This window comes from Profundibacterium mesophilum KAUST100406-0324, assembly GCF_009835145.1.
Lineage (GTDB): Bacteria > Pseudomonadota > Alphaproteobacteria > Rhodobacterales > Rhodobacteraceae > Profundibacterium > Profundibacterium mesophilum.
This window is the reverse complement of the sequence record NZ_APKE01000013.1, coordinates 44970-63782: the sequence shown is the minus strand read 5'-3', so window position 1 is coordinate 63782 and position 18813 is coordinate 44970. Positions and strand designations below refer to the sequence as shown.

General features: G+C 68.2%; 18 protein-coding genes. 9 read left to right on the top strand and 9 right to left on the bottom strand.

The window, feature by feature from the left end; genetic code table 11:
• Positions 1 to 50 precede the first annotated feature (50 nt).
• The 5 genes from PMES_RS04915 to PMES_RS04895 all read right to left on the bottom strand — a co-directional run bounded on the left by PMES_RS04915 (position 51) and on the right by PMES_RS04895 (position 5894).
• On the bottom strand, positions 51 to 638 hold the full coding sequence (locus tag PMES_RS04915) for a sarcosine oxidase subunit gamma (RefSeq protein WP_236549704.1): 588 nt from the start codon (positions 636 to 638) through the stop codon (positions 51 to 53).
• Positions 631 to 3684 (bottom strand): sarcosine oxidase subunit alpha family protein, encoded by a 3054-nt coding sequence (locus PMES_RS04910; RefSeq protein WP_159964406.1) that lies wholly within the window; start codon positions 3682 to 3684, stop codon positions 631 to 633. The genes PMES_RS04915 and PMES_RS04910 overlap by 8 nt, the downstream gene beginning before the upstream one ends.
• Before the next feature lie 40 nt (positions 3685 to 3724).
• A complete protein-coding gene (locus tag PMES_RS04905) occupies positions 3725 to 4054 on the bottom strand; it encodes a sarcosine oxidase subunit delta (protein ID WP_159964405.1) in 330 nt (109 codons plus the stop codon).
• A gap of 129 nt (positions 4055 to 4183) precedes the next feature.
• The gene (locus PMES_RS04900; RefSeq protein ID WP_159964404.1) at positions 4184 to 4528 is read right to left on the bottom strand and encodes a hypothetical protein; all 345 of its coding nucleotides are present in this window, start codon (positions 4526 to 4528) and stop codon (positions 4184 to 4186) included.
• Between the two features lie 121 nt (positions 4529 to 4649).
• On the bottom strand, positions 4650 to 5894 hold the full coding sequence (locus PMES_RS04895) for a sarcosine oxidase subunit beta family protein (protein ID WP_159964403.1): 1245 nt from the start codon (positions 5892 to 5894) through the stop codon (positions 4650 to 4652).
• Positions 5895 to 6123: 229 nt separating this feature from the next.
• On the opposite strand from PMES_RS04895, the gene ccmI reads away from it, so the two are divergent.
• Genes ccmI through PMES_RS04880 form a run of 3 tightly spaced genes read left to right on the top strand, consistent with a single transcriptional unit; the run spans position 6124 to position 8050 of the window.
• Positions 6124 to 7365, top strand: a complete 1242-nt coding sequence (ccmI, locus tag PMES_RS04890) for a c-type cytochrome biogenesis protein CcmI (RefSeq protein WP_159964402.1) — start codon at positions 6124 to 6126, stop codon at positions 7363 to 7365.
• A complete protein-coding gene (ruvX, locus tag PMES_RS04885; protein ID WP_159964401.1) occupies positions 7362 to 7835 on the top strand; it encodes a Holliday junction resolvase RuvX in 474 nt (157 codons plus the stop codon). Before ccmI ends, ruvX begins: the two co-directional genes overlap by 4 nt.
• Entirely contained in the window at positions 7835 to 8050 is a 216-nt protein-coding gene (locus PMES_RS04880) for a DUF1289 domain-containing protein (RefSeq protein WP_159964400.1), read from the top strand. Before ruvX ends, PMES_RS04880 begins: the two co-directional genes overlap by 1 nt.
• Positions 8051 to 8054: 4 nt before the next feature.
• On the opposite strand, the gene dusA is transcribed toward PMES_RS04880, so the two are convergent.
• From dusA to PMES_RS04865, 3 genes are all read right to left on the bottom strand, one after another.
• Positions 8055 to 9095 carry a tRNA dihydrouridine(20/20a) synthase DusA gene (gene dusA, locus PMES_RS04875; protein ID WP_159964399.1) on the bottom strand — a complete coding sequence of 347 codons (1041 nt, stop codon included), beginning with the start codon at positions 9093 to 9095 and terminating at the stop codon, positions 8055 to 8057.
• Between the two features lie 337 nt (positions 9096 to 9432).
• A complete protein-coding gene (locus PMES_RS04870) occupies positions 9433 to 10575 on the bottom strand; it encodes a hypothetical protein (protein WP_159964398.1) in 1143 nt (380 codons plus the stop codon).
• Positions 10576 to 10937: 362 nt separating this feature from the next.
• Positions 10938 to 12494 (bottom strand): BCCT family transporter, encoded by a 1557-nt coding sequence (locus PMES_RS04865; RefSeq protein ID WP_159964397.1) that lies wholly within the window; start codon positions 12492 to 12494, stop codon positions 10938 to 10940.
• Between the two features lie 663 nt (positions 12495 to 13157).
• On the opposite strand from PMES_RS04865, the gene aroQ reads away from it, so the two are divergent.
• From aroQ to pobA, 6 genes are all read left to right on the top strand, one after another.
• The gene (gene aroQ, locus PMES_RS04860) at positions 13158 to 13598 is read left to right on the top strand and encodes a type II 3-dehydroquinate dehydratase (protein WP_159964396.1); all 441 of its coding nucleotides are present in this window, start codon (positions 13158 to 13160) and stop codon (positions 13596 to 13598) included.
• Positions 13599 to 13664: 66 nt separating this feature from the next.
• On the top strand, positions 13665 to 14051 hold the full coding sequence (pcaC, locus tag PMES_RS04855) for a 4-carboxymuconolactone decarboxylase (protein ID WP_159964395.1): 387 nt from the start codon (positions 13665 to 13667) through the stop codon (positions 14049 to 14051).
• Positions 14052 to 14058: 7 nt separating this feature from the next.
• Entirely contained in the window at positions 14059 to 14781 is a 723-nt protein-coding gene (gene pcaH / locus PMES_RS04850) for a protocatechuate 3,4-dioxygenase subunit beta (protein WP_159964426.1), read from the top strand.
• Between the two features lie 2 nt (positions 14782 to 14783).
• Positions 14784 to 15365: a protocatechuate 3,4-dioxygenase subunit alpha gene (gene pcaG, locus PMES_RS04845; RefSeq protein WP_159964394.1), complete on the top strand. Its 582-nt coding sequence runs from the start codon at positions 14784 to 14786 to the stop codon at positions 15363 to 15365.
• A 9-nt stretch (positions 15366 to 15374) separates the two neighbouring features.
• The gene (locus PMES_RS04840) at positions 15375 to 16208 is read left to right on the top strand and encodes a 3-oxoadipate:acetyl-CoA acetyltransferase (protein ID WP_159964393.1); all 834 of its coding nucleotides are present in this window, start codon (positions 15375 to 15377) and stop codon (positions 16206 to 16208) included.
• Positions 16209 to 16258: 50 nt separating this feature from the next.
• Complete coding sequence (gene pobA, locus PMES_RS04835; protein WP_159964392.1) at positions 16259 to 17428, top strand: 4-hydroxybenzoate 3-monooxygenase; 1170 nt, start codon at positions 16259 to 16261, stop codon at positions 17426 to 17428.
• A 24-nt stretch (positions 17429 to 17452) separates the two neighbouring features.
• On the opposite strand, the gene PMES_RS04830 is transcribed toward pobA, so the two are convergent.
• The gene (locus tag PMES_RS04830) at positions 17453 to 18658 is read right to left on the bottom strand and encodes an acyl-CoA dehydrogenase family protein (RefSeq protein ID WP_236549702.1); all 1206 of its coding nucleotides are present in this window, start codon (positions 18656 to 18658) and stop codon (positions 17453 to 17455) included.
• Between the last annotated feature and the right edge of the window lie 155 nt (positions 18659 to 18813).

Sequence of the window (18813 nt, the reverse complement as noted above, 5' to 3'; positions counted from 1 at the left end):
GCCGGAGGTTCCCCGCCCGCCCCGTGGCCGGCCCTTTGCCTTTGGCGCGATCAGGCCGGCGGCCCGTCCGCCCGCTGGAAATAACCGACCCGCCCCCCCGGCGCCGCGGCCTGCCACAGCAGATCGTGCAGGTAGCCGGCGACGGAGCGAAAACAGATCACCTCCGCGCGCGTGTCGCCGCGCAGCCATAGCGCGGCCGGGATCTGGCCCAGCCGGGTGCGCCTGACCTCCCCATGCGCAAGCCCGCGGGGCGACATGTCCGCCGGTCCGAGCTTGGCGAGAACCTCGCGGTACTCCTCCCCTTCGAGGGTGAAGACCGCACGCGCGTCCGACATGTCGGCGACAAGATGATGCAGACCATCCAGGGCTTCGCCGATGCGGGCCACCAGAGCGCCCGCCCCGTCCCTCTCGCAAAGCAGCAGCAGCTCGTCGGGCGACATCCACAAGGCACCCTTTGCGCCGTCATGCCGCCCCTCGCGGCGGCCAGGCACACCGAGCGGCAGGACATCGCCCAAGGCCGCGGCGATCGTCTCGTCCGCGAGATCGGCGCGCAGCGTCACCATGCCCCGACTCTCGGGGCCCATGATGCGCAGCGCGCCGTTCCGTCCGCCCGCGGCGGGTGTCACGCGTTCAGACATCCTGCTTCGCTCCCTCCTTGTCGTAGAAGACCGGATCGCAAATCCGCGCCGCGATCGGCGGTCCCGAGATCTGCGTGAATTCCACGATTTCTCCCATCCGCTCGGGCCCATGGCGCAGCAGGCCAAGCGCGATGCCGCGTCCCAGCGTCGCGGAGCGATAGCTCGAGGTCACGCGTCCCTGGACCGCCTTCTGACCGGCCGCGTCATGTCCGTCATCAATGGCATAGGCCCCGTCGGGAAGAACCTCGCCCGACAGCGTTTCCAGCCCGACGAGCTTCCAGCGTCCCGGATCGCTCATATGGCTGCGCGAGAGCGCACGCTTGCCGATGAAGTCCTCCTTCTTCTTGGATACCGCCCAATCGAGCCCGAGATCCTGCGGGATGACGGTTCCGTCCGTCTCGTCGCCGATCATGATGAACCCCTTCTCGGCACGCAGGACATGCAGGGCTTCGGTTCCGTAGGGGGTGATCCCGGCCTCGCCGCCCGCCGCCACGAGCTTGTTCCAGAGCGCCGGCCCCTGCCCCGCAGGCACCGCGATCTCGTAGCTCAGCTCGCCGGAGAAGGAGATGCGGAAGACGCGCGCCGCGATACCGCCGAGCGTGCCCTCCATCCAGCCCATGAAAGGCAGGGTTTCGGCGTCCAGCGCCATCCCCCCGAGACGCTCGAGGATCTCGCGCGCCTTCGGCCCGGCAACCGCGATCTGCGCGAATTGCTCGGTCTGGTTCAGGCAATAGACCTTCCAGTCCCACCATTCGGTCTGCAGCCATTCCTCCATATGGGCGTGGATGCGCTCCGCCCCGCCGGTCGTCGTGTGGCACAGGAAACTGTCCTCGCCCAGCCGGGCGACCACGCCGTCATCGATCAGGAACCCGTTCTCGTCGCAGATCAGGCCGTAGCGGCAGCGTCCCGGCTTCAGCGTCGACATCATGTTGGTATAGATCATGTCGAGAAAGCGCGCCGCGTCCGGGCCGCGCACCACGATCTTGCCTAGGGTCGAGGCATCGAGAATCCCGGCGGCAGTGCGCACGGCCGTCACCTCGCGGCTCACCGCTGCCGCGCGTCTCTCGCCGTCGTGCAGGTAGCAATAGGGCCGGCGCCAATGGCCGACCGGCTCCCAATCGGCGCCATGGGCGTCATGCCAGTCGTGCATCGGCGTGCGCCGCACCGGCTGGAACAGCGCGCCGCGCGCCTCTCCCGCGACGGCCCCCATCGAGATCGGGGTATAGGGGGGGCGAAAGGTCGTCGTGCCGACATCGGGGATCGCCGCGCCGCGCGCCTGCGCAAGTATGGCCAGGCCGTTGATGTTGCTCAACTTCCCCTGGTCTGTCGCCATGCCGAGCGTGGTGTAGCGCTTCGCATGCTCGACGCTTTCGAAGCCCTCGCGGGCGGCGAGCTGCACATCGCTGACCTTCACGTCGTTCTGAAAATCGAGGAAAATCTTGGCGCGCAGTTCTGGGCCCGCGGCCTGCGGCACCATCCAGACAGGCTGCAGCATCTCCTCCGGCGCGGAGTGCCCGCGGCTGGCCGTCTCCTCGGCGCCCGTCTCCTTGGGCCCCGTATCCCCGGCCCCTGTATCCTCGGCCCCCGTATCCGTTGCCGCCGCGCATCCGGCCTCGAAGGCGTCCGCGAAGAGCGCGCCGAGCGCGAAATGCCCCCCTGCGGCGCCGGCGCAGCGCACGAAGGCCGTTCCGTCGGCGCCCGTCGGGGCACGGTCCGGATCGGGAAGGAACATCCCCCGCTCCGCATCCCAGGCAAGTTTCCCTCCGCAATGCGACCAAAGATGCACGACCGGGGACCATCCGCCCGACATGCCCACCGCGTCGCAGGCGATCTCCTCGAGAACCGCGCCGCTCCCCTCCGCGCCGCAGACCGCGACCCCGGTCACCCGCTTGCCACCCCGGATGCCGGCAATGCCGCGCCCGGTGATGACGCGCAGCCCCGCCGCGCGGGCTTCTTGCGGCAGGGCGCCATCGGCCGCGCCGCGCAGATCGAGGATCGCGCAAACCGTGAGTCCCGCCCGGTGCAGCGCCAGCGCGCTGCGATAGGCATCGTCGTTGTTGGTGATGATCACGCTGCGATCCCCCGCGGCAACGGCGTGATCCACGAGATAGTCGCGCATCGCGGAGGCGAGCATCACCCCCGGCACGTCATTGCCGGCGAAGGCAAGGGGTCGTTCGATCGCACCGGTGGCGGTGATGATGCGCCTGGCCCTGATCCGCCAGAGCCTGTGACGCGGCGCGCCCTCCTGCGGGGCGTTCGGCCCGGGCATGCAGGTTTCCTGCGCCAGGCAATAGCCGTGATCGTAAATCCCCGCCCCCATGCAGCGCAGGCGCAGATGGACGTTGGGCAGGGCCGCGAGCGCCGCGATCTGCCGCTCCACCCAATCGGCGGGGGCCATGTCGTCGATCGTCCCGCCATCGACCGGGGCCCGTCCGCCCCAATGCGCGCGCTGTTCGATCAGGAGCACCTGCGCACCCCGTGCCGCCGCCGCCCGCGCCGCTTCGATCCCCGCCACACCGCCGCCGATGACCACGACATCGACGGTGACGTTGAAATGCTCATAACGGTCCGCATCCACCCCCTCCGGCGGCCGGCCGAGACCGGCGCTGCGGCGGATGAACGGCTCGTAGACATGTTTCCAGAAGGCGCGCGGCTGCTTGAACATCTTGTAATAGAAGCCGGCGGGCAGGAACGGCGAGAGCGCGGCGTTGACCGCCCCGATGTCATGCTCGAGGCTGGGCCAGTGGTTCTGGCTGATCGCCTGCAGGCCGTCCGACAAAGGCGCGACGCTGGCCTTCACGTTGGGCTCGAAGCGCCGGCCTTCGCCGATGCCCATCAGGGCGTTGGGCTCCTCGGGTCCGCTGGCCACCACGCCGCGCGGGCGGTGATACTTGAACGAGCGCCCCATGAGCATCTGATCGGCCGCCAGCAGCGCCGAGGCCAGCGTGTCACCCTCGTAACCCTCCAGGGCGCGCCCGTTGAAGCTGAACGCGACGCGGCGATCGCGGTCGATCAGGCGCCCCCCGGTCGAAAGCCTGCTGCTCATGCGCGCTCCTTTCGCAAGATGGCCGTGATGCCGCGCAACGTCATTTGAAATCTCTCCACGACCAGCCCGGCCGGGCGGCGCGGATCCGTTCGAGAAGCGCCTCGGGCGGCGCCGTGCAATCGGCCCTATAGGTGCCGAAGATTTCGAGCGTCACGGTGCAGCGGGCCGCGTGAAACCACTTGCCGCAGCCCATCGCGTGGCGCCAGCGCTCGAAATGGACCCCGCGCGGGTTCTCGCGAGAGAAGAGATAGTCCGAGAATGCCTCCTCCGACGCGTGAGGTCCGGCACGGGCGACATGCGCCTCGCCGCCCGGATGAAGCTCGGTCTCGTCGGCGGCGATCCCGCAGGCGGGACAGGTCAGGATCAGCATGCGCACCTCCCTAGTGACAGGCGAAAGGGTCGCGGCAAGCCGAATGCCCCGCATGAAACCATCATGCGGGGCGAAGGCCCGAGGGCTTGGCGCGCTGCCCGAAGGCCGCGCGCGCCGGGATGCCGGCGATCAGTTGGCGGTGGTTTCGGGCTCGACCGGTTCGGCCGGAGCCGCAGGCTCGGCCGGATCGACAGGCTCCAGCACGGGCGTGTCGCTCTCGCTCTCGACCACGGTGCCGCCCTCGGCGCTCGCCTCGGGGGATTCGACCGTGATGTTGGTATCGCTGTCGCCGGTCGCGGTGCCGGTGGAATCGAGATCGGTGCCGCCCAGGAAGAGCCAGGCGATGACGGCCACGGCGACGACGAGGCCGCCGACGATGAACGCCATGGAACTGCCACTGCGCTTCTCGGTGACATGCGTCTCCCGGGACGTGTGGGAGCTATGATTGTTGTGGTTCGTGTTCGGGTCCGACATGGCGCAAACTCCAATGCAAAGATTGGACAGGGAACGATGTCGAATGACATCCGGTTCCTTGCAGCCGCGCCGCGACCGAAGATATGGCCGTTCAGCAACACCTCGCGCGGCCCGGCCGGGGTCAATGGGCCACCCCCGCCGCGACCGACTCGTCGATGAACCGCCCCTCGGCGAAACGCGACAGGGAAAAGGGGTCGGCGAGCGTGCTGGCACCGCGCGCCATCAGCTCGGCCATCGCCCATCCCGAGCCGGGGATCGCCTTGAACCCGCCGGTGCCCCAACCGCAATTGACGAAGCATCCCGCAAGCGGGCTGCGTGACAGGATCGGTGAGCGGTCCCCGGTCATGTCCACGATGCCGCCCCACTGGCGCAGCATGTTCAGCCGCGAGAGCATCGGGAAGGTCTCGATCAGCGCCCTGACCGTTTCCTCGACGTGATGGAAACTGCCGCGCTGGGTGTAGTTGTTGTAGCCGTCCGCGCCGCCACCGATCACCATTTCCCCCTTGTCGGACTGGCTGAGGTAGCCATGGACGGTATTGGCCATGACAACCACGTCCATACAGGGTTTGACCGGCTCCGAGACAAGCGCCTGCAGGGCGACGCTCTCGATCGGAAGTCGGAACCCGGCCATCTGCGAGAGCACGCCCGAATGTCCGGCCGCCACGAGGCCCAGCTTGCCGCAGGCGATCGGCCCGCGGCTCGTCTCGACCCCGGTCACATGGCCCTGCCGGCTCGTGATCCCGGTCACCTCGCATTGCTGGATGATGTCCATTCCCATATCCGAGCAGGCCCGCGCATAGCCCCAGGCGACGGCATCGTGGCGGGCGGTTCCCGCGCGCGGCTGCCACAGGGCGCCGAGCACCGGGTAACGCGGCCCGCGGGTCTCGATGATCGGGCAGAGCTGCTTGACCCGATCGGGGCCGATGAACTCCGTCGCCACCCCCTGGCGCCCGTTCGCGTGGGCCGTGCGCAGGTAGCCGCGCTTCTCGTGCTCGGTCTGGGCGAGCATCATCACGCCGCGCGGGCTGAACATCACGTTGTAGTTCAGATCCTGGCTCATCGTCTCGTAAAGGCTGCGCGATTTCTCGTAGATCGCCGCCGACGCGTCCTGCAGGTAGTTGGAGCGGATGATGGTGGTGTTGCGCCCGGTATTGCCGCCCCCCAGCCAGCCCTTCTCGAGGATGGCGACATTGCGGATCCCGTGATTGCGCCCGAGGTAATAGGCCGTCGCGAGCCCATGCCCCCCGGCCCCCACGATCACCACGTCATAGCGCTTGCGCGGCTCTGGCGAGCGCCAGGCCCGCTGCCACCCGCGGTGGTGGCGCATGGCCTCCCGCGCCACGGCGAAAACGGAATAACGCTGCATCTCGACCTCCCGGCGGACCATGGCAGGGAATCGAGCGATCCCCCCGGCTTCCGTGATAGGCATAGCCCGCCCGCCGGGTCCGCGCGAAGCGGCAATTGCGTGGTCTTTCGCGACATTCACGCAAGGGCTGGCCCCGCTCGCCCGCTTGTGAGCATCGCCCGGCCCGCCCACGCTTTCACCGGAGGGCCGTTCCCGCTAAGACGGGTGCGGAACAGCAAAGGGGCTTGGGATGACATTCTGGCTGGTGGCCTTCGCGATCGCCGCCACCGTGGCGGGCATCGTCACGATGGTGCTTCTTCGAAGCGAGCGGTCGGCATCCGCCGGCGCGCAATCCGTGAGCGTCTATCGCGACCAACTCGAGGAGATCGAGCGCGACCTGGAACGCGGCACCATCGCCGAGACGGAGGCCGCGCGGCTGCGCACCGAGATCTCGCGCCGCCTCATCGAGGCGGACCGGCGGGCGGGAGCGGACCGCACCTCTCCCGCGCCGCGCGCGGCGAGCGCCATCGCCGCGGCGGTCACGGTCCTCGTCATCCTCGCCGGCGGGGGCGCACTCTACCTGTCGACCGGGGCGCCGGGATATCCCGATCTGCCGCTCGCCCATCGCATCGCCCTTGTCGAGCAGGCCCGCACCGAACGCCCGCGTCAGCCCGACGCCGAGGAGGCCGCGCTGTCGAGCCTGCCGCGTGCTCAAGAGGTCGATCCGGCCTTTCTCGAGCTGATGCGCAAGCTGCGCGGAGCCGTTGCGGAGCGTCCCGACGATCAGCAGGGCTATCAGCTTCTGGCCCGCAACGAGGCGCGCCTGGGCAATTTCGGCGCGGCCGCGCAGGCCCAGATGCAGCTCGTTCAACTGCGCGGCGCCGAGGCCAGCGCGACCGAGATCACGCAGGCGGCCGAGTTCCTGATCCTGGCGGCGGGCGGTTATGTCTCGCCGGAGGCCGAGACCGCCCTCGACGCCGCGCTCGCGCGCGATCCGTCGAATGGCCGCGCCCGGTATCTCAAGGGTCTGACCCATGCGCAGGTCGGGCGGCCCGATCTCGCCTTCGGCCTCTGGCGTCAGCTCCTCGAGGACAGCCCGCCCGACGCGCCGTGGCTGCCGCCGATCCGTGAACAGATCGTCGAACTGGCGCAGCTTGCCGGCGTGCGATACGACCCGCCAGAGGGCAGCGCCCTGCCCGGCCCCGATGCCGCGCAGATCGCCGCGGCCGAAGACATGAGCGATGAAGATCGCCAGCAGATGATCCGCTCGATGGTCGCCGGCCTGTCGGACCGTCTTATCACCGAGGGGGGCACGCGCGCCGAATGGGAGCGGCTTTTCGGCGCGCTCTCCGTGCTCGGCGACAGCGCGGGGATCGACGCGGCCTGGGAAGCGGCGCAGTTGAATTTCGCCGGCACGGCCCAAGACCGCGCCGCGGTCGAGGCGGCCGCACGTGCCGCCGGGGCGTCCGGCGCAGGGGCGGATACGCAATGATCCACGACCGGATCGAAGACTTCGCAGCGGCCCTGCCCCCGCGCCGTGCGCTGGCCGGCCTCGACTTGGGAACAGAGACGATCGGGCTGGCGGTATCCGATACGTTCCTGTCGGTCGCAACGCCGCTCATGACCGTCAAACGGCGCAAGTTCACGCTGGATGCGCAGGAGTTGATGACCCAGTTCGAAAGCCGGATGATCGGCGGCGTCGTTCTCGGCCTGCCGCGCAACATGGATGGCAGCGAGGGCCCCCGTGCGCAATCGACGCGCGCCTTCGCCCGCAACCTCGCGGGGATGACCGATCTCGTGATCACCTTCTGGGATGAGCGCCTGTCGACCGTGGCCGCCGAACGGGCCCTTCTCGAGGCCGACACGTCCCGCCGCCGCCGCGCCGAGGTCATCGACCATGTCGCCGCCGCCTATATCCTGCAGGGCGCGCTCGACCGGCTCGCACGGATCGGAGCACAGTGATGAACGACAGACCCCCCATCGAAAGCCCCTGTGTGCAGATTTGCGTGATTCATCCCGCCGAGCGCATCTGCGCGGGTTGTTTGCGCAGTATCGACGAGATTACCCGCTGGAGCGCGATGAGCGACGAGGAGCGCGCGGCCGTCATGGCCGATCTGCCCGGCCGCGCACCGCGCCTCAAACAAAGACGCGGCGGGCGCGCCGGGCGCCTGGGCTGAGCAATCAGGCGGCGCTGCGGGCGCCGGCCTCGCGCACCGCGCCGAGGGCCGAGGCGACGAGATCGGGACCGGCACCGGGGCGATGCGCACCCTCGGACAGTATGCGGCGCCATTCCCGCGCGCCGGGGCGCTGGGCGAAAAGACCGAGCATGTGCCGCGTGACTTGTGCGAGGCGTCCGCCCGCGCTCACATGCGCCTCGATATAGGGCAGCATCCCGATCACCGCGCGCTCGGCCGGATCCTCGCCCTCCATCACCGGCGCCGCGCCGAAGATACGCGCATCGGCCTCGCCCAGAATATCGGCCGGCCGGTGATAGGCCGCACGACCGATCATCACGCCGTCGAGCCCCCGCGCCAGGAACCCCTCGGCGCTCTGCAGATCTTCGATCCCGCCATTGATGCTCACATGCAGATCGGGAAAGGCCGCCTTCATCGCGATCACGAGATCATAGTCGAGTGGTGGCACATCCCTGTTCTGCTTGGGCGACAAACCCTGCAGCCAGGCCTTGCGGGCGTGGATCGTGACACGCCGGATGCCGGCCGCGCGGATCTGTTCGAGAAAGGCCGGCAATATGTCGCGCGGCTCCTGATCGTCGACGCCGATCCGGCATTTCACCGTCACCTCCGAGCCGACGGCGCCGCGCATCGCGGCCACGCAGTCCGCGACAAGCCCGGGCTGCTTCATGAGGACCGCACCGAACGCGCCCGATTGCACCCTGTCCGAGGGGCAGCCGACATTGAGGTTGATCTCGCCGTAGCCTGCCTCTTCTCCGAGCCGTGCCGCCCGCGCCAGCTCGGCCGGCTCCGATCCGCCCAGTTGCAGGGCGGCGGGATGCTCGACCGGGTCATGCTCGAGAAGATGCAGCGCCCCGCCCCGCACCAGCGCGGGCGCGGTCACCATCTCGGTGTAGAGAAGCGCTTCTCGGCTCAGGATCCTGTGCAGCACGCGGCAATGCCGGTCGGTCCAGTCCATCATCGGGGCGACCGAGAGGCGGGCTGCGCGATCGAGGGCACAAACCCCCGGCTTTCCTGGCTCTGTGCTCATGGTGCCCCCGATACCCCTGTTCGCTTTCCCGGGCCTTTTGCCCCCGTTGCCGTGGAGGGTGCAACATGATGTTGCACCGGCGCTGGATGGTGACGCCCCATCGCTCTTCGTTGGAGGCTCCTATGACCCCGCCCCATGCCCGATAGATAGCCCTGCTCTTCCAGTCGTCATTCACGCGCCCTGGACGTACCGACCGCCACCCCCTTCAACCGCGCTCGGACGTCCATTGCTCGAGGCGGCGGCTCACTGGGAGCAATGGCGCCCGGGGCGCTGCATCACTCCGCCATGAGAAAGGGGCGCGCCGATCGCTTTCCTGCTGTTCGGGGTCTCGCACTCATCAGGAGCCGAGACGGCGGGAGATATCGAACATCTCCTCGAACTCCTGAGGATCAAGCTGCTCCAGTTCCGGCAGATCGACCGACATCACGTCCTCGTACTGGCTCGTGGCCTCGGAGATCACCAGCGACAGGCTGGCCGCGGTCTCGAGCGTGATGAGGGTGTTCACCGCGGCATCGGCCCTTTCCCTGGCGAGATCGAGAGCCTCCGCCGTCAGGCCGCGCCGCCGCTCGAGCATTGCTTCATAGCGGTCAATCACGCCGAGGATCCGTTCCTGGATCGCCATGTTATTCTCGTAGGTCTGCCGGACATCCTCTCGGCTGACGGCCTGTGACTGCTGGCGGGTCCGTGCCTGCAGCGCCTCCGTCTCCGCGCGCATCTCCTCGAGCCGTGGCAGCCAATCCCCGTCATAGGCGGCGAGATGCCTTTGCAAAAGACGCGCATGGATAAGGCGCGTTGCCGAGGAGACACCGAGATAGGTGCGGCGCGCATCCGGCCCGATGCCAGCGTCCATGACCTCCGCGAGACGGCGCTCGACGTCTCCAAGCGCCTGAAGGACCACTGTCGATTCGACCATCAGGCCGCCATTCACCGAGTAGAGGATCGCCTTTGCCTGCGCGTCGGTCAGCTTCACACCGTGCAGCTCGCGCATGTCCTTCGCGAACTCCGTCGCGGCAAGATCGCGATCCTCGCCGAGCTGGACAAGGGCCGCGTCGATCTCGGCAAGCTTTCTATTGATGTCCTCGCGGCTGCCGCGTTCATGCTCCCGGCCAAGGATCTTGCCGACCATGCCCACGCCTTCGGATGTCTTGGCCCGCATTTGCTGCAAGAGCAGGTCCGCACGTTCGGTTTCGGCATCTGTCGTCGCGGCGTCGATCTCGCGGATCTGTTCGGCCCAGAGGTCGAAGGTCTCCGGGACGACCAGGCGAAGGGCCTTGTCGAGGACGGCGTCGATATCGGCCTGGTGGTCGGCCTTGTCGCTCTCGAAATACCCGCCTTCGTTCGGAGCCGCGTCGCGGGCCTCGACCTCTTCGCGGATGTCGGACAGCTCGCCTTCGAGAAAATCGATCAGTTCCGCTGCGCTGGCAGAGACCTGCGTGGCCGTCAAGGCGAGGGTGAGGGTGAGGGCAATTCGTAACATCATGAAAAACTGTCCGGGATTGATCTGGGATAAAAACGTCAATCATTGATAAGCCGCTCAGAGCATGGGAGGCAAGCGCCCGGCGCGGCTTTCGCCTTCGCAACTCCGGTCCCTCGGCATGACTGACCCCTGCCGCGCATCGGCGATGACCATGGCCGGTGCGATCGCGAACGAGACGCGCGGGGTCCGTGCGCAGCCTCCTCCGCCGAAGCCGCGCGAGGGCTGGATTGCGGGCGTATGGGAGCCACCTGCTGCATCCCCGGAATGCCGAGCTTCGGTGCGCCGGGCCGCATGGAGGCGGACGTATCGCATCAACGCACCCCGCGCGGACGCCCCTTCTCGGGGGCGGTCCGCGCGGGGCTCGTTCATGCCGACTTGCGGCCCTTCGCCAGCGTGATGCGCAGGGCGTCCCAGAGCGAGGGCAACAGCACCAGCGAGACCGGAACCGCCGTCACCACGATGAAGCTTTGCAGCTTGTCCACGCCGCCCGAGCCCAGAGAGATGAGGATCACGGCCACGAGCCCCATGCCGATGCCCCAGAAGACGCGCACCGGCATCGAGGAGCGGTCCTCGTTCGACATGGCGACGGAGATCACATAGGTCATCGAATCCCCCGTGGTCGCGACGAAGATCGTCGTCAGCAGGAGGAAAAGGAGGGAAATCACGAACCCCATCGGCAGGATCTGCGTGATCGCCATGAGCGCGGCCGGAAGGTCGAATCCCTCGAATGCCTCGGAGACCGATCCGGCCTCGGCAAGCTCGAATGCGATGCCCGACCCGCCGACGATGGTGAACCAGAAGGTGGTGATCACCGGGGCCACGAGCGAGAGCATGATGACGATGGCGCGGATCGACCGCCCCCGCGAGATGCGCGCGATGAACATGGCCATCAAGGGACCGTATCCCATGAACCAGCCCCAGAAGAACACCGTCCACCAGCCCAGCCAGCCGGGATCGCCGAAGACGCCCGCCTCGCCGCGGTAAAGCGCCATGTCGAAGAATTCGGTGATGTAGGTGGCAAAGCCCGCGACGTAGCTCTCGAAGATGAAGGCGGTGGGGCCGAAGACGAGCATGAAGATCAGCAATCCGGCGGCAAGGATGACGTTCACCTTGCTCAGAAGCTGGATGCCGCGTGTCAGGCCGGAGATCGCCGAGAGCGTGTAGATGGCGACGAGGCCTGCGATGACGGCGGCTTGCGTCGCGAAGACGTCGGGAATGCCGAAAAGCTCGTTCAGCCCGTAGCTGACCTGCAGGCCGAGGAAACCGATCGGCCCCACGGTCCCGGCCACGACGGCAATGATGCAGGCCGCATCGGCGATGAGCCCGATCGGCCCGCGGAGGGCGCGATCGCCGAAGACCGGATAGAGCAGCGTGCGCGGGGCCAGCGGCAGGCCCTTCTCGTAATGGTAATGCATCAGCATCACCGTGGTCAGCGCGCCCAGGATCGCCCAGGCGAGAAAGCCCCAATGCATGAAGCTTTGCGCCAGGGCGGGCGCCACGGCTTCCGGCGTTCCCGCCTCGGCGCCGAAGAGCGGCGGCGATGACAGGAAATGCGCCATCGGCTCACCGGCCGCCCAGAAGACGCCGCCCCCCGCCAGCAGGGTGCACATGATCATCGAGCCCCATTGGAACAGGCTGAATTCCGGCGCGGCGATGCCGCCCATGATCGCCCTGCCGCCCGGCAGCACGACGAGCACGAGACCGATCAGGAAGGTCGCCAGGAGCAGGACCTGCCAGTAGAGGCCGAAATACTTGGCCGAAAAGGCGAAGCTTGCATCCACCATCGCCGAGAGCAGGTCGAGATCGATGAGCGCGATCAGGCAGAAAAGCGCGATGAAACCGCCGGTGATCGCGAAGAGCGGTTTGTTGATATGTCCGCTCGGCGGTGTTCGCGCTGCCGAGGGGTTGGGATGGTCCGTCATGTCGTTCTCCGAAAGGTCTTGCCGCTTGATGGGTTTCGCGTGCGGGATCATTCCGCGATGCGCTGAACGGGCCGCACTGTCACATCTCGTGCCGTGTTGAAAGCGCCGCCTGGACATCCCGCGGGAGGGCGTCCCCCCGCGCGGGATGTCCAGGCGGCATCGTCCCCGGCGCAAGGCCAGCATCGGAACCGTGCGGCAGGGATGGCGCTACGCCCGGCCGGTGGCGATCGGCACGGCCCTCCCGCCCGCACCATGTGGACGGTGATCGCCCTTCATGGCCTGCATTTGCGCCCTGCGCTTCGCGCTCGGGCCGCGGGAACATGGCCGGAGCCCGCGACGCGGGCCCCCGCTGCCCGATCATCTTGCAACGGCCGCGCGCCACGCATCTTGCCAGACGGGTCGCTGCGCGCCTTTGCCGCGGCAGAGCACGTCGCCGCGAGCAGCTTCCAAGTGCCCCGCAGACAGGGAAATGCGCTACGGGAATTTTGCAAAGCAGCGCCTTGCAAATCCAGCAAGCTGCAAAATGTCGATCGCCCCGTGCCGCGGGCGCTCGGCACGGGAAGATGGAGCGAGAAGACCGGCGGCTTGCGCGCGCCGGGCGGCGCTGTATGGTCGGGGTTCTCCATGTCACCCGCGCTGCGGGACCAATCCCGAGGCCGCTTCATGTCGCAGCAGATCACCATTCTGAACGGTCCCAATCTCAACCTGCTGGGGCAGCGAGAGCCGGAGATCTATGGGGCGGAGACGCTCGACGATGTCGCCATGCGCTGCGCGGCACTGGGCGAGGAACTGAACCTCGAGACGATCTTGCGGCAATCGAACCACGAGGGCGCGCTGATCGACTGGATCCACGAGGCGCGCCAGACGGCTGCCGGGATCATCATCAATCCCGGTGCCTTCACCCATACATCCATCGCGATCCTCGATGCGCTCAACACCTTCGAGGGTCCGGTCATCGAGGTTCACATCTCGAACGTGCACAGGCGCGAGAGTTTCCGGCACCACTCCTATGTCTCGCTGCGTGCCGATGGCGTGCTGGCGGGGTTCGGGGTCCAGGGCTACGAGCTTGCCCTGCGCCGCATGGCCCATCTTCTGGGGACGTGACATGCCGCCGGGGGCGGAATTGACCGGGGCGGGCGCGTTTGCGCCCTACGAGCGAAGGGGACCGCGATGAGCAGCCGCAAGGAAACGGGAGATGCGGTGCGGCGGGCCGTTCTCGGCGATGCCCATGTCGACCGGGCAAAGGCGGCTGGCACGCAATTCGACGCCGAGTTCCAGGCCCTCGTGACGGAAGGGGCCTGGGGCACCGTCTGGGCCAGCGATGCGATCAGCCGGCGCGAGCGGTCGATGATCACCCTCGGGCTGCTCGCCGCGACCGGGAACTTCGCCGAGATCCCGATGCATATCCGTGCCACGGTCAATACCGGCGCCAGCCGCGATGACATCGCGCAGGTCTTCCAGCATGTCGCGATCTATGCCGGCGTGCCCGCCGCAAACCACGCGATCAAGCTCGCGAAGGAGACTTTCGCGCAGATGGACGCCGCCGATGGGGCGTGATGCGGGGATGCCGCCCAAGGGTCTGCGCCCGCGCGGGGCCGGTCTTCATCCCCCGGCCCTCACCCCCGCCTATCGCAGCAGCATCGCCCGCGCGCCGCATCACCCGCCGATCGCGATCGGCGGCACGGCCGAGAGCCTTCACGGACCGGTCTTCGGCCATGGCGACATTGCCCCGGACGAGGCGAACCTGCTCGCCGGCTACGGAAGCGGCGGCGCACCGATCGGCGAGAGGATCATCGTGCACGGCCGCCTGCTTGACGGAAGCGGCCGGCCGGTTCCGGGCGCGCTCATCGAGATCTGGCAGGCCAATTCCGCCGGGCGCTACAGGCATCCCGGCGACCGTCATGACGCACCCCTCGATCCCGCCTTCTCGGGATGCGGGCGCACCCTCAGCGGCGCCGATGGCAGCTACAGCTTTCGCACCATCAGGCCGGGCGCCTATCCGTGGCCCAATGGGGGGAACGACTGGCGCCCGGCACATATCCATTTTTCGGTCTTCGGGACGGCCTTCGCGCAGCGTCTCGTGACACAGATGTATTTCGAGGGGGATCCGCTGATCCCGCGCTGCCCGATCGTCGCGACCCTGCCCGATCCCGCCGCCGTGACACGCCTCGTCGGCCGGCTCGACATGGATGCCAGCATTCCCTTCGATGCCTTGGCCTACAGGTTCGACATCGTTCTGCGCGGCCACGAAGCCACGCCGTTCGAAACCCGCCCCGAGGGCAATTGAGCATGACCGACGCAAACCGGCCCCTGCCCGAGACGCCTTCGCAGACCGCCGGACCCTATCTCCATATCGGCCTCGCACCGCGCCTGGCGGGGATCGACGGCCCCTGCGCCGCGCTGGGATCGCCTGGCGCCGAGCCCGACCTGCCCGGCCCGCGCATCCGCGTGAGCGGAACCATCACCGACGGCGCAGGCGCGCCGGTGGGCGATGCGCTGCTGGAAGTCTGGCAGGCGGATGCCGATGGCCGCCATGCCGCCGGCGGGTTCCGCGGCTGGTTCCGGGTCGCGCCGGATGCTCGCACGGGAGCGTTCCAGTTCGAGACGCTGCGCCCCGGCGCCGTCGATGCGCCCGGTCTCGCGGGCAGCGCGCCGCATCTGAGCCTCTGGATCATCGCGCGCGGGATCAATACCGGGCTCGCCACGCGGCTCTATTTCGCCGATGCGGCTGAGGCGAATGCCGGTGATCCGGTCCTCGCCCGCGTTCCCCTTGAGCGTCGCGCAAGCCTCATGGCGCGGCCGGGGCCATTCGGCTATCACTTCGACATCCGCCTGCAAGGCCCGGATGAGACCGTCTTTTTCGATTTTTGAGGAGCGCCAATGGGCAAGCCATGCATCATCTGTGTCGCCATCACGGGCTCGGTGCCCGGAAAGGCCGACAATCCCGCCGTGCCCGTGACGATCACCGAGCAGATCGAGAGCACGCAGGCCGCCTTCGAGGCCGGGGCCAGCATCGCCCATTGCCACGTGCGCGACGACGACGCGCGGCCCACCTCCGATCCCGACCGGTTCGCCCGGCTGAAGGAAGGCCTGGAGACGCATTGCCCCGGCATGGTCATCCAGTTCTCCACCGGCGGGCGGTCCGGCTCGGGGCGCGAGCGGGGCGGCATGCTGCCCCTGCGCCCCGACATGGCCTCCCTGACTGTCGGCTCCAACAATTTCCCGACCCGGGTCTACGAGAACAGTCCCGATCTCGTGGACTGGCTCGCCTCCGAGATGATCGCCCACGACGTGCTGCCGGAGATCGAGGCTTTCGACCTCGGCCATATCGTGCAGGCCGCGCGAATGGCGCAGGATGGGCGTCTGCGCCGGCCGCTCTATGTGCAATTCGTCATGGGAGTGCGCAACGCGATGCCGGCGGATGAGCGTATTTTCGATTTCTACATCGAGACGCTCGAACGTCTTGCCCCCGATGCGCTGTGGTGCGCGGCGGGGATCGGACCGGCGCAGATCGTGCTGAACGAATGGGCGATCTCGCGCGGCGGGCATACACGCACCGGGCTCGAGGACAACATCCGCCTCGATCGGGACCGCCTCGCGCCTTCGAACGCGGCGCTGGTCGCCCGCACGGCCGAGATCTGCGAACGCCACGAGCGCCCCGTCGCGACCTGGCGGCAGGCGCGCGACATCCTCGGGCTTCGCGCGCCGCTCTGAGCGGGCGGAATGGCGGCGGCGCAGAACCGGCGGCAATCGAAAGGACGGTCATGGACACTCAGGTGGCGATCATCGGCGGCGGACCCGCCGGGCTCTTGCTGGGGCAGCTCCTGCAGCGCGCGGGGATCGGAACGGTCATCCTCGAGCGGCAAAGCCGCGAGCATGTGCTCGGCCGCATCCGGGCGGGTGTGCTCGAACAGGGGCTGGTCGGCCTCATGCGACAGGCCGGTTGCGGCGCCCGCCTGCAGGCCGAGGGCTTTGCGCATTCGGGCGCCACGATCAGTTACGCAGAGCAGTCCTTCCGCATCGACTTCGAGGCGCTGACGGGAAAACCGGTGATGGTCTACGGGCAGACGGAAGTGACGCGCGATCTCTATGATGCCCGGGACAGGGCCGGCGCGCCCATCCATTTCGGCGTCGGCGACGTGGTGATCGATGGCGCGGACGGGGATGCGCCGACGGTGAGCTTCACCGAAGACGGCACCCAGCGCACCCTGCGCTGCGATTACGTGGCCGGCTGCGACGGGTTTCACGGCGTCTCCCGCCGCACCATTCCGGAGACACAGCGCCGCGAATACGAGAAGGTCTATCCCTTCGGCTGGCTCGGGGTGCTCTCGCGCACGCGGCCGGTGCATCACGAGCTGATCTATGCCAACGCGCCGCGCGGCTTCGCCTTGTGTTCCATGCGCAATGAAGGGCTCAGCCGGTATTACGTGCAATGCCGCCTCGACGACACGCCCGACAGCTGGAGCGATGCCGATTTCTGGGAAGAGCTGAAGCGGCGCATCCCGCCCGAAGCGGCCGAGGCGCTCGTGACCGGCCCCGCGATCGAGAAGTCCATCGCCCCGCTGCGCTCCTTCGTCTGCGAGCCGATGAGCTGGGGCCGTCTGTTCCTGTGCGGCGACGCGGCCCATATCGTTCCGCCCACCGGCGCCAAGGGGCTCAATGCCGCGGCGGCCGATGTCCACTACCTCTCGCGCGCGTTGATCGCGCGCTATGCGCGCGGCGACGAGACCCTCCTGCGGCGCTACTCGGAGGACGCGCTCGCCCGCGTGTGGAAGACCGAGCGCTTCTCGTGGTGGTTCAGCGGTCTCCTGCACCGCTTCCCCGATCAGTCGGGCTTCGAATACAAGATGCAGCTGGCCGAGCTCGACATGCTGCGCACCAGCCGCGCGGCGCAGGCCCTGATGGCGGAGAACTATGTCGGCCTGCCCTATTGATCGGGCCGCGCGGCAAAAAGGCGCTCACAGTCGCTTGGCCACCTCCTCGAGCATGACCTCGCTGGCGCCGCCGCCGATCGACTGCACCCTGGCATCGCGGGCCATCCGTTCGATCACGCTGCCGCGCATGAACCCCATGCCCCCGTGGAACTGCAAACAGTCATACATGACCTCGTTCACCAGCTCGCCCCAATACGCCTTGATCATCGACACCTCGCGCACCACCGGCTCGCCCGCCGCCGCCCGCGCCGCCGTGGCATAAACCATCTGCCGTCCCGCCTCGACGCGCGCGGAGAGCATCGCAAGCCGCTGGCGGATCGCCTGCTTGTCCCACAGGGGCGCTCCGAATGCCGAACGGGTGCGCAGATGCTCGAGGGTGAGATCGAGCGCGGCCTGCGCCTCGCCAAGGCACATCGCTCCCAGCACGAGGCGTTCGTTCTGGAAATTCTTCATGATCTCGTAAAAGCCGCGCCCCTCCTCGCCCAGCACCGACGATACCGGCAGCCGCACCCCGTCGAAGCTCAGCTCGGCAGTGTCCGAACTGCGCCAGCCGTGCTTGTCGAGCGCCTTTGACACGGTGAAGCCGGGCATGCCCTTCTCCAGCAGGAACATGGTCATGCCGCGGCCCGGGGGGGCGTCGGGATCGGTGCGCGCGGCGATGCAGTAAAGATCGGCCAGAACGCCATTGGTGATGAAGGTCTTGGCCCCATCGAGGATGAACCCGTCGCCATCGCGGCGCGCCGTGCTGCGCAGGCCCTTCACGTCGGAGCCGGCGGCGGGCTCGGTTATGCCGACGGCGGTGATGCAGCTTCCGTCGACGATGCCGGGCATGTATCGCGCCCTCTGGGCCGCCGTCCCGGCATTGGTGACATGCACGGAGGCCATGTCCGTATGCACGAGCACGGTGATCGCGACCCCCGAGAAGGTCGATCGGCCCAGCTCCTCGGCGAGGATCACGCTGGCGCGCTCATCCATGCCAGACCCGCCATGCTCCGGCGAGATGCGCATCCCCAGAAAGCCAAGCTCCCCCATCCGGCGCAGAAGGCTGCGCGGCACGGCGCCCTCTTCCTCCCAGCGGGCCGCATGGGGGGTGATCTCCTCTTTGACGAAACGGCGCAGCTGCGCACGCAGCATGTCATGCTCGGGCACGAAGAGCCCCGGCGCCGCGCCGGTGCCGCGCTCCGCGCCCGGCCCCGTTCCACCCTGTCGTCCCATGTCCTGTGCCATCATCCGCCCTCCCCCAAGGACCGCGCCGCCGACCGGACACGGTATCCGCAAGCATGCCCGACGGCGCGCCGCCGCGCCACGTTTTTCCCCCGATCATCCCGGCCCGCCGCGCGTGCCGATATGAACAGGTGACATCGGCGCGCGGGGCGATAGGCTCG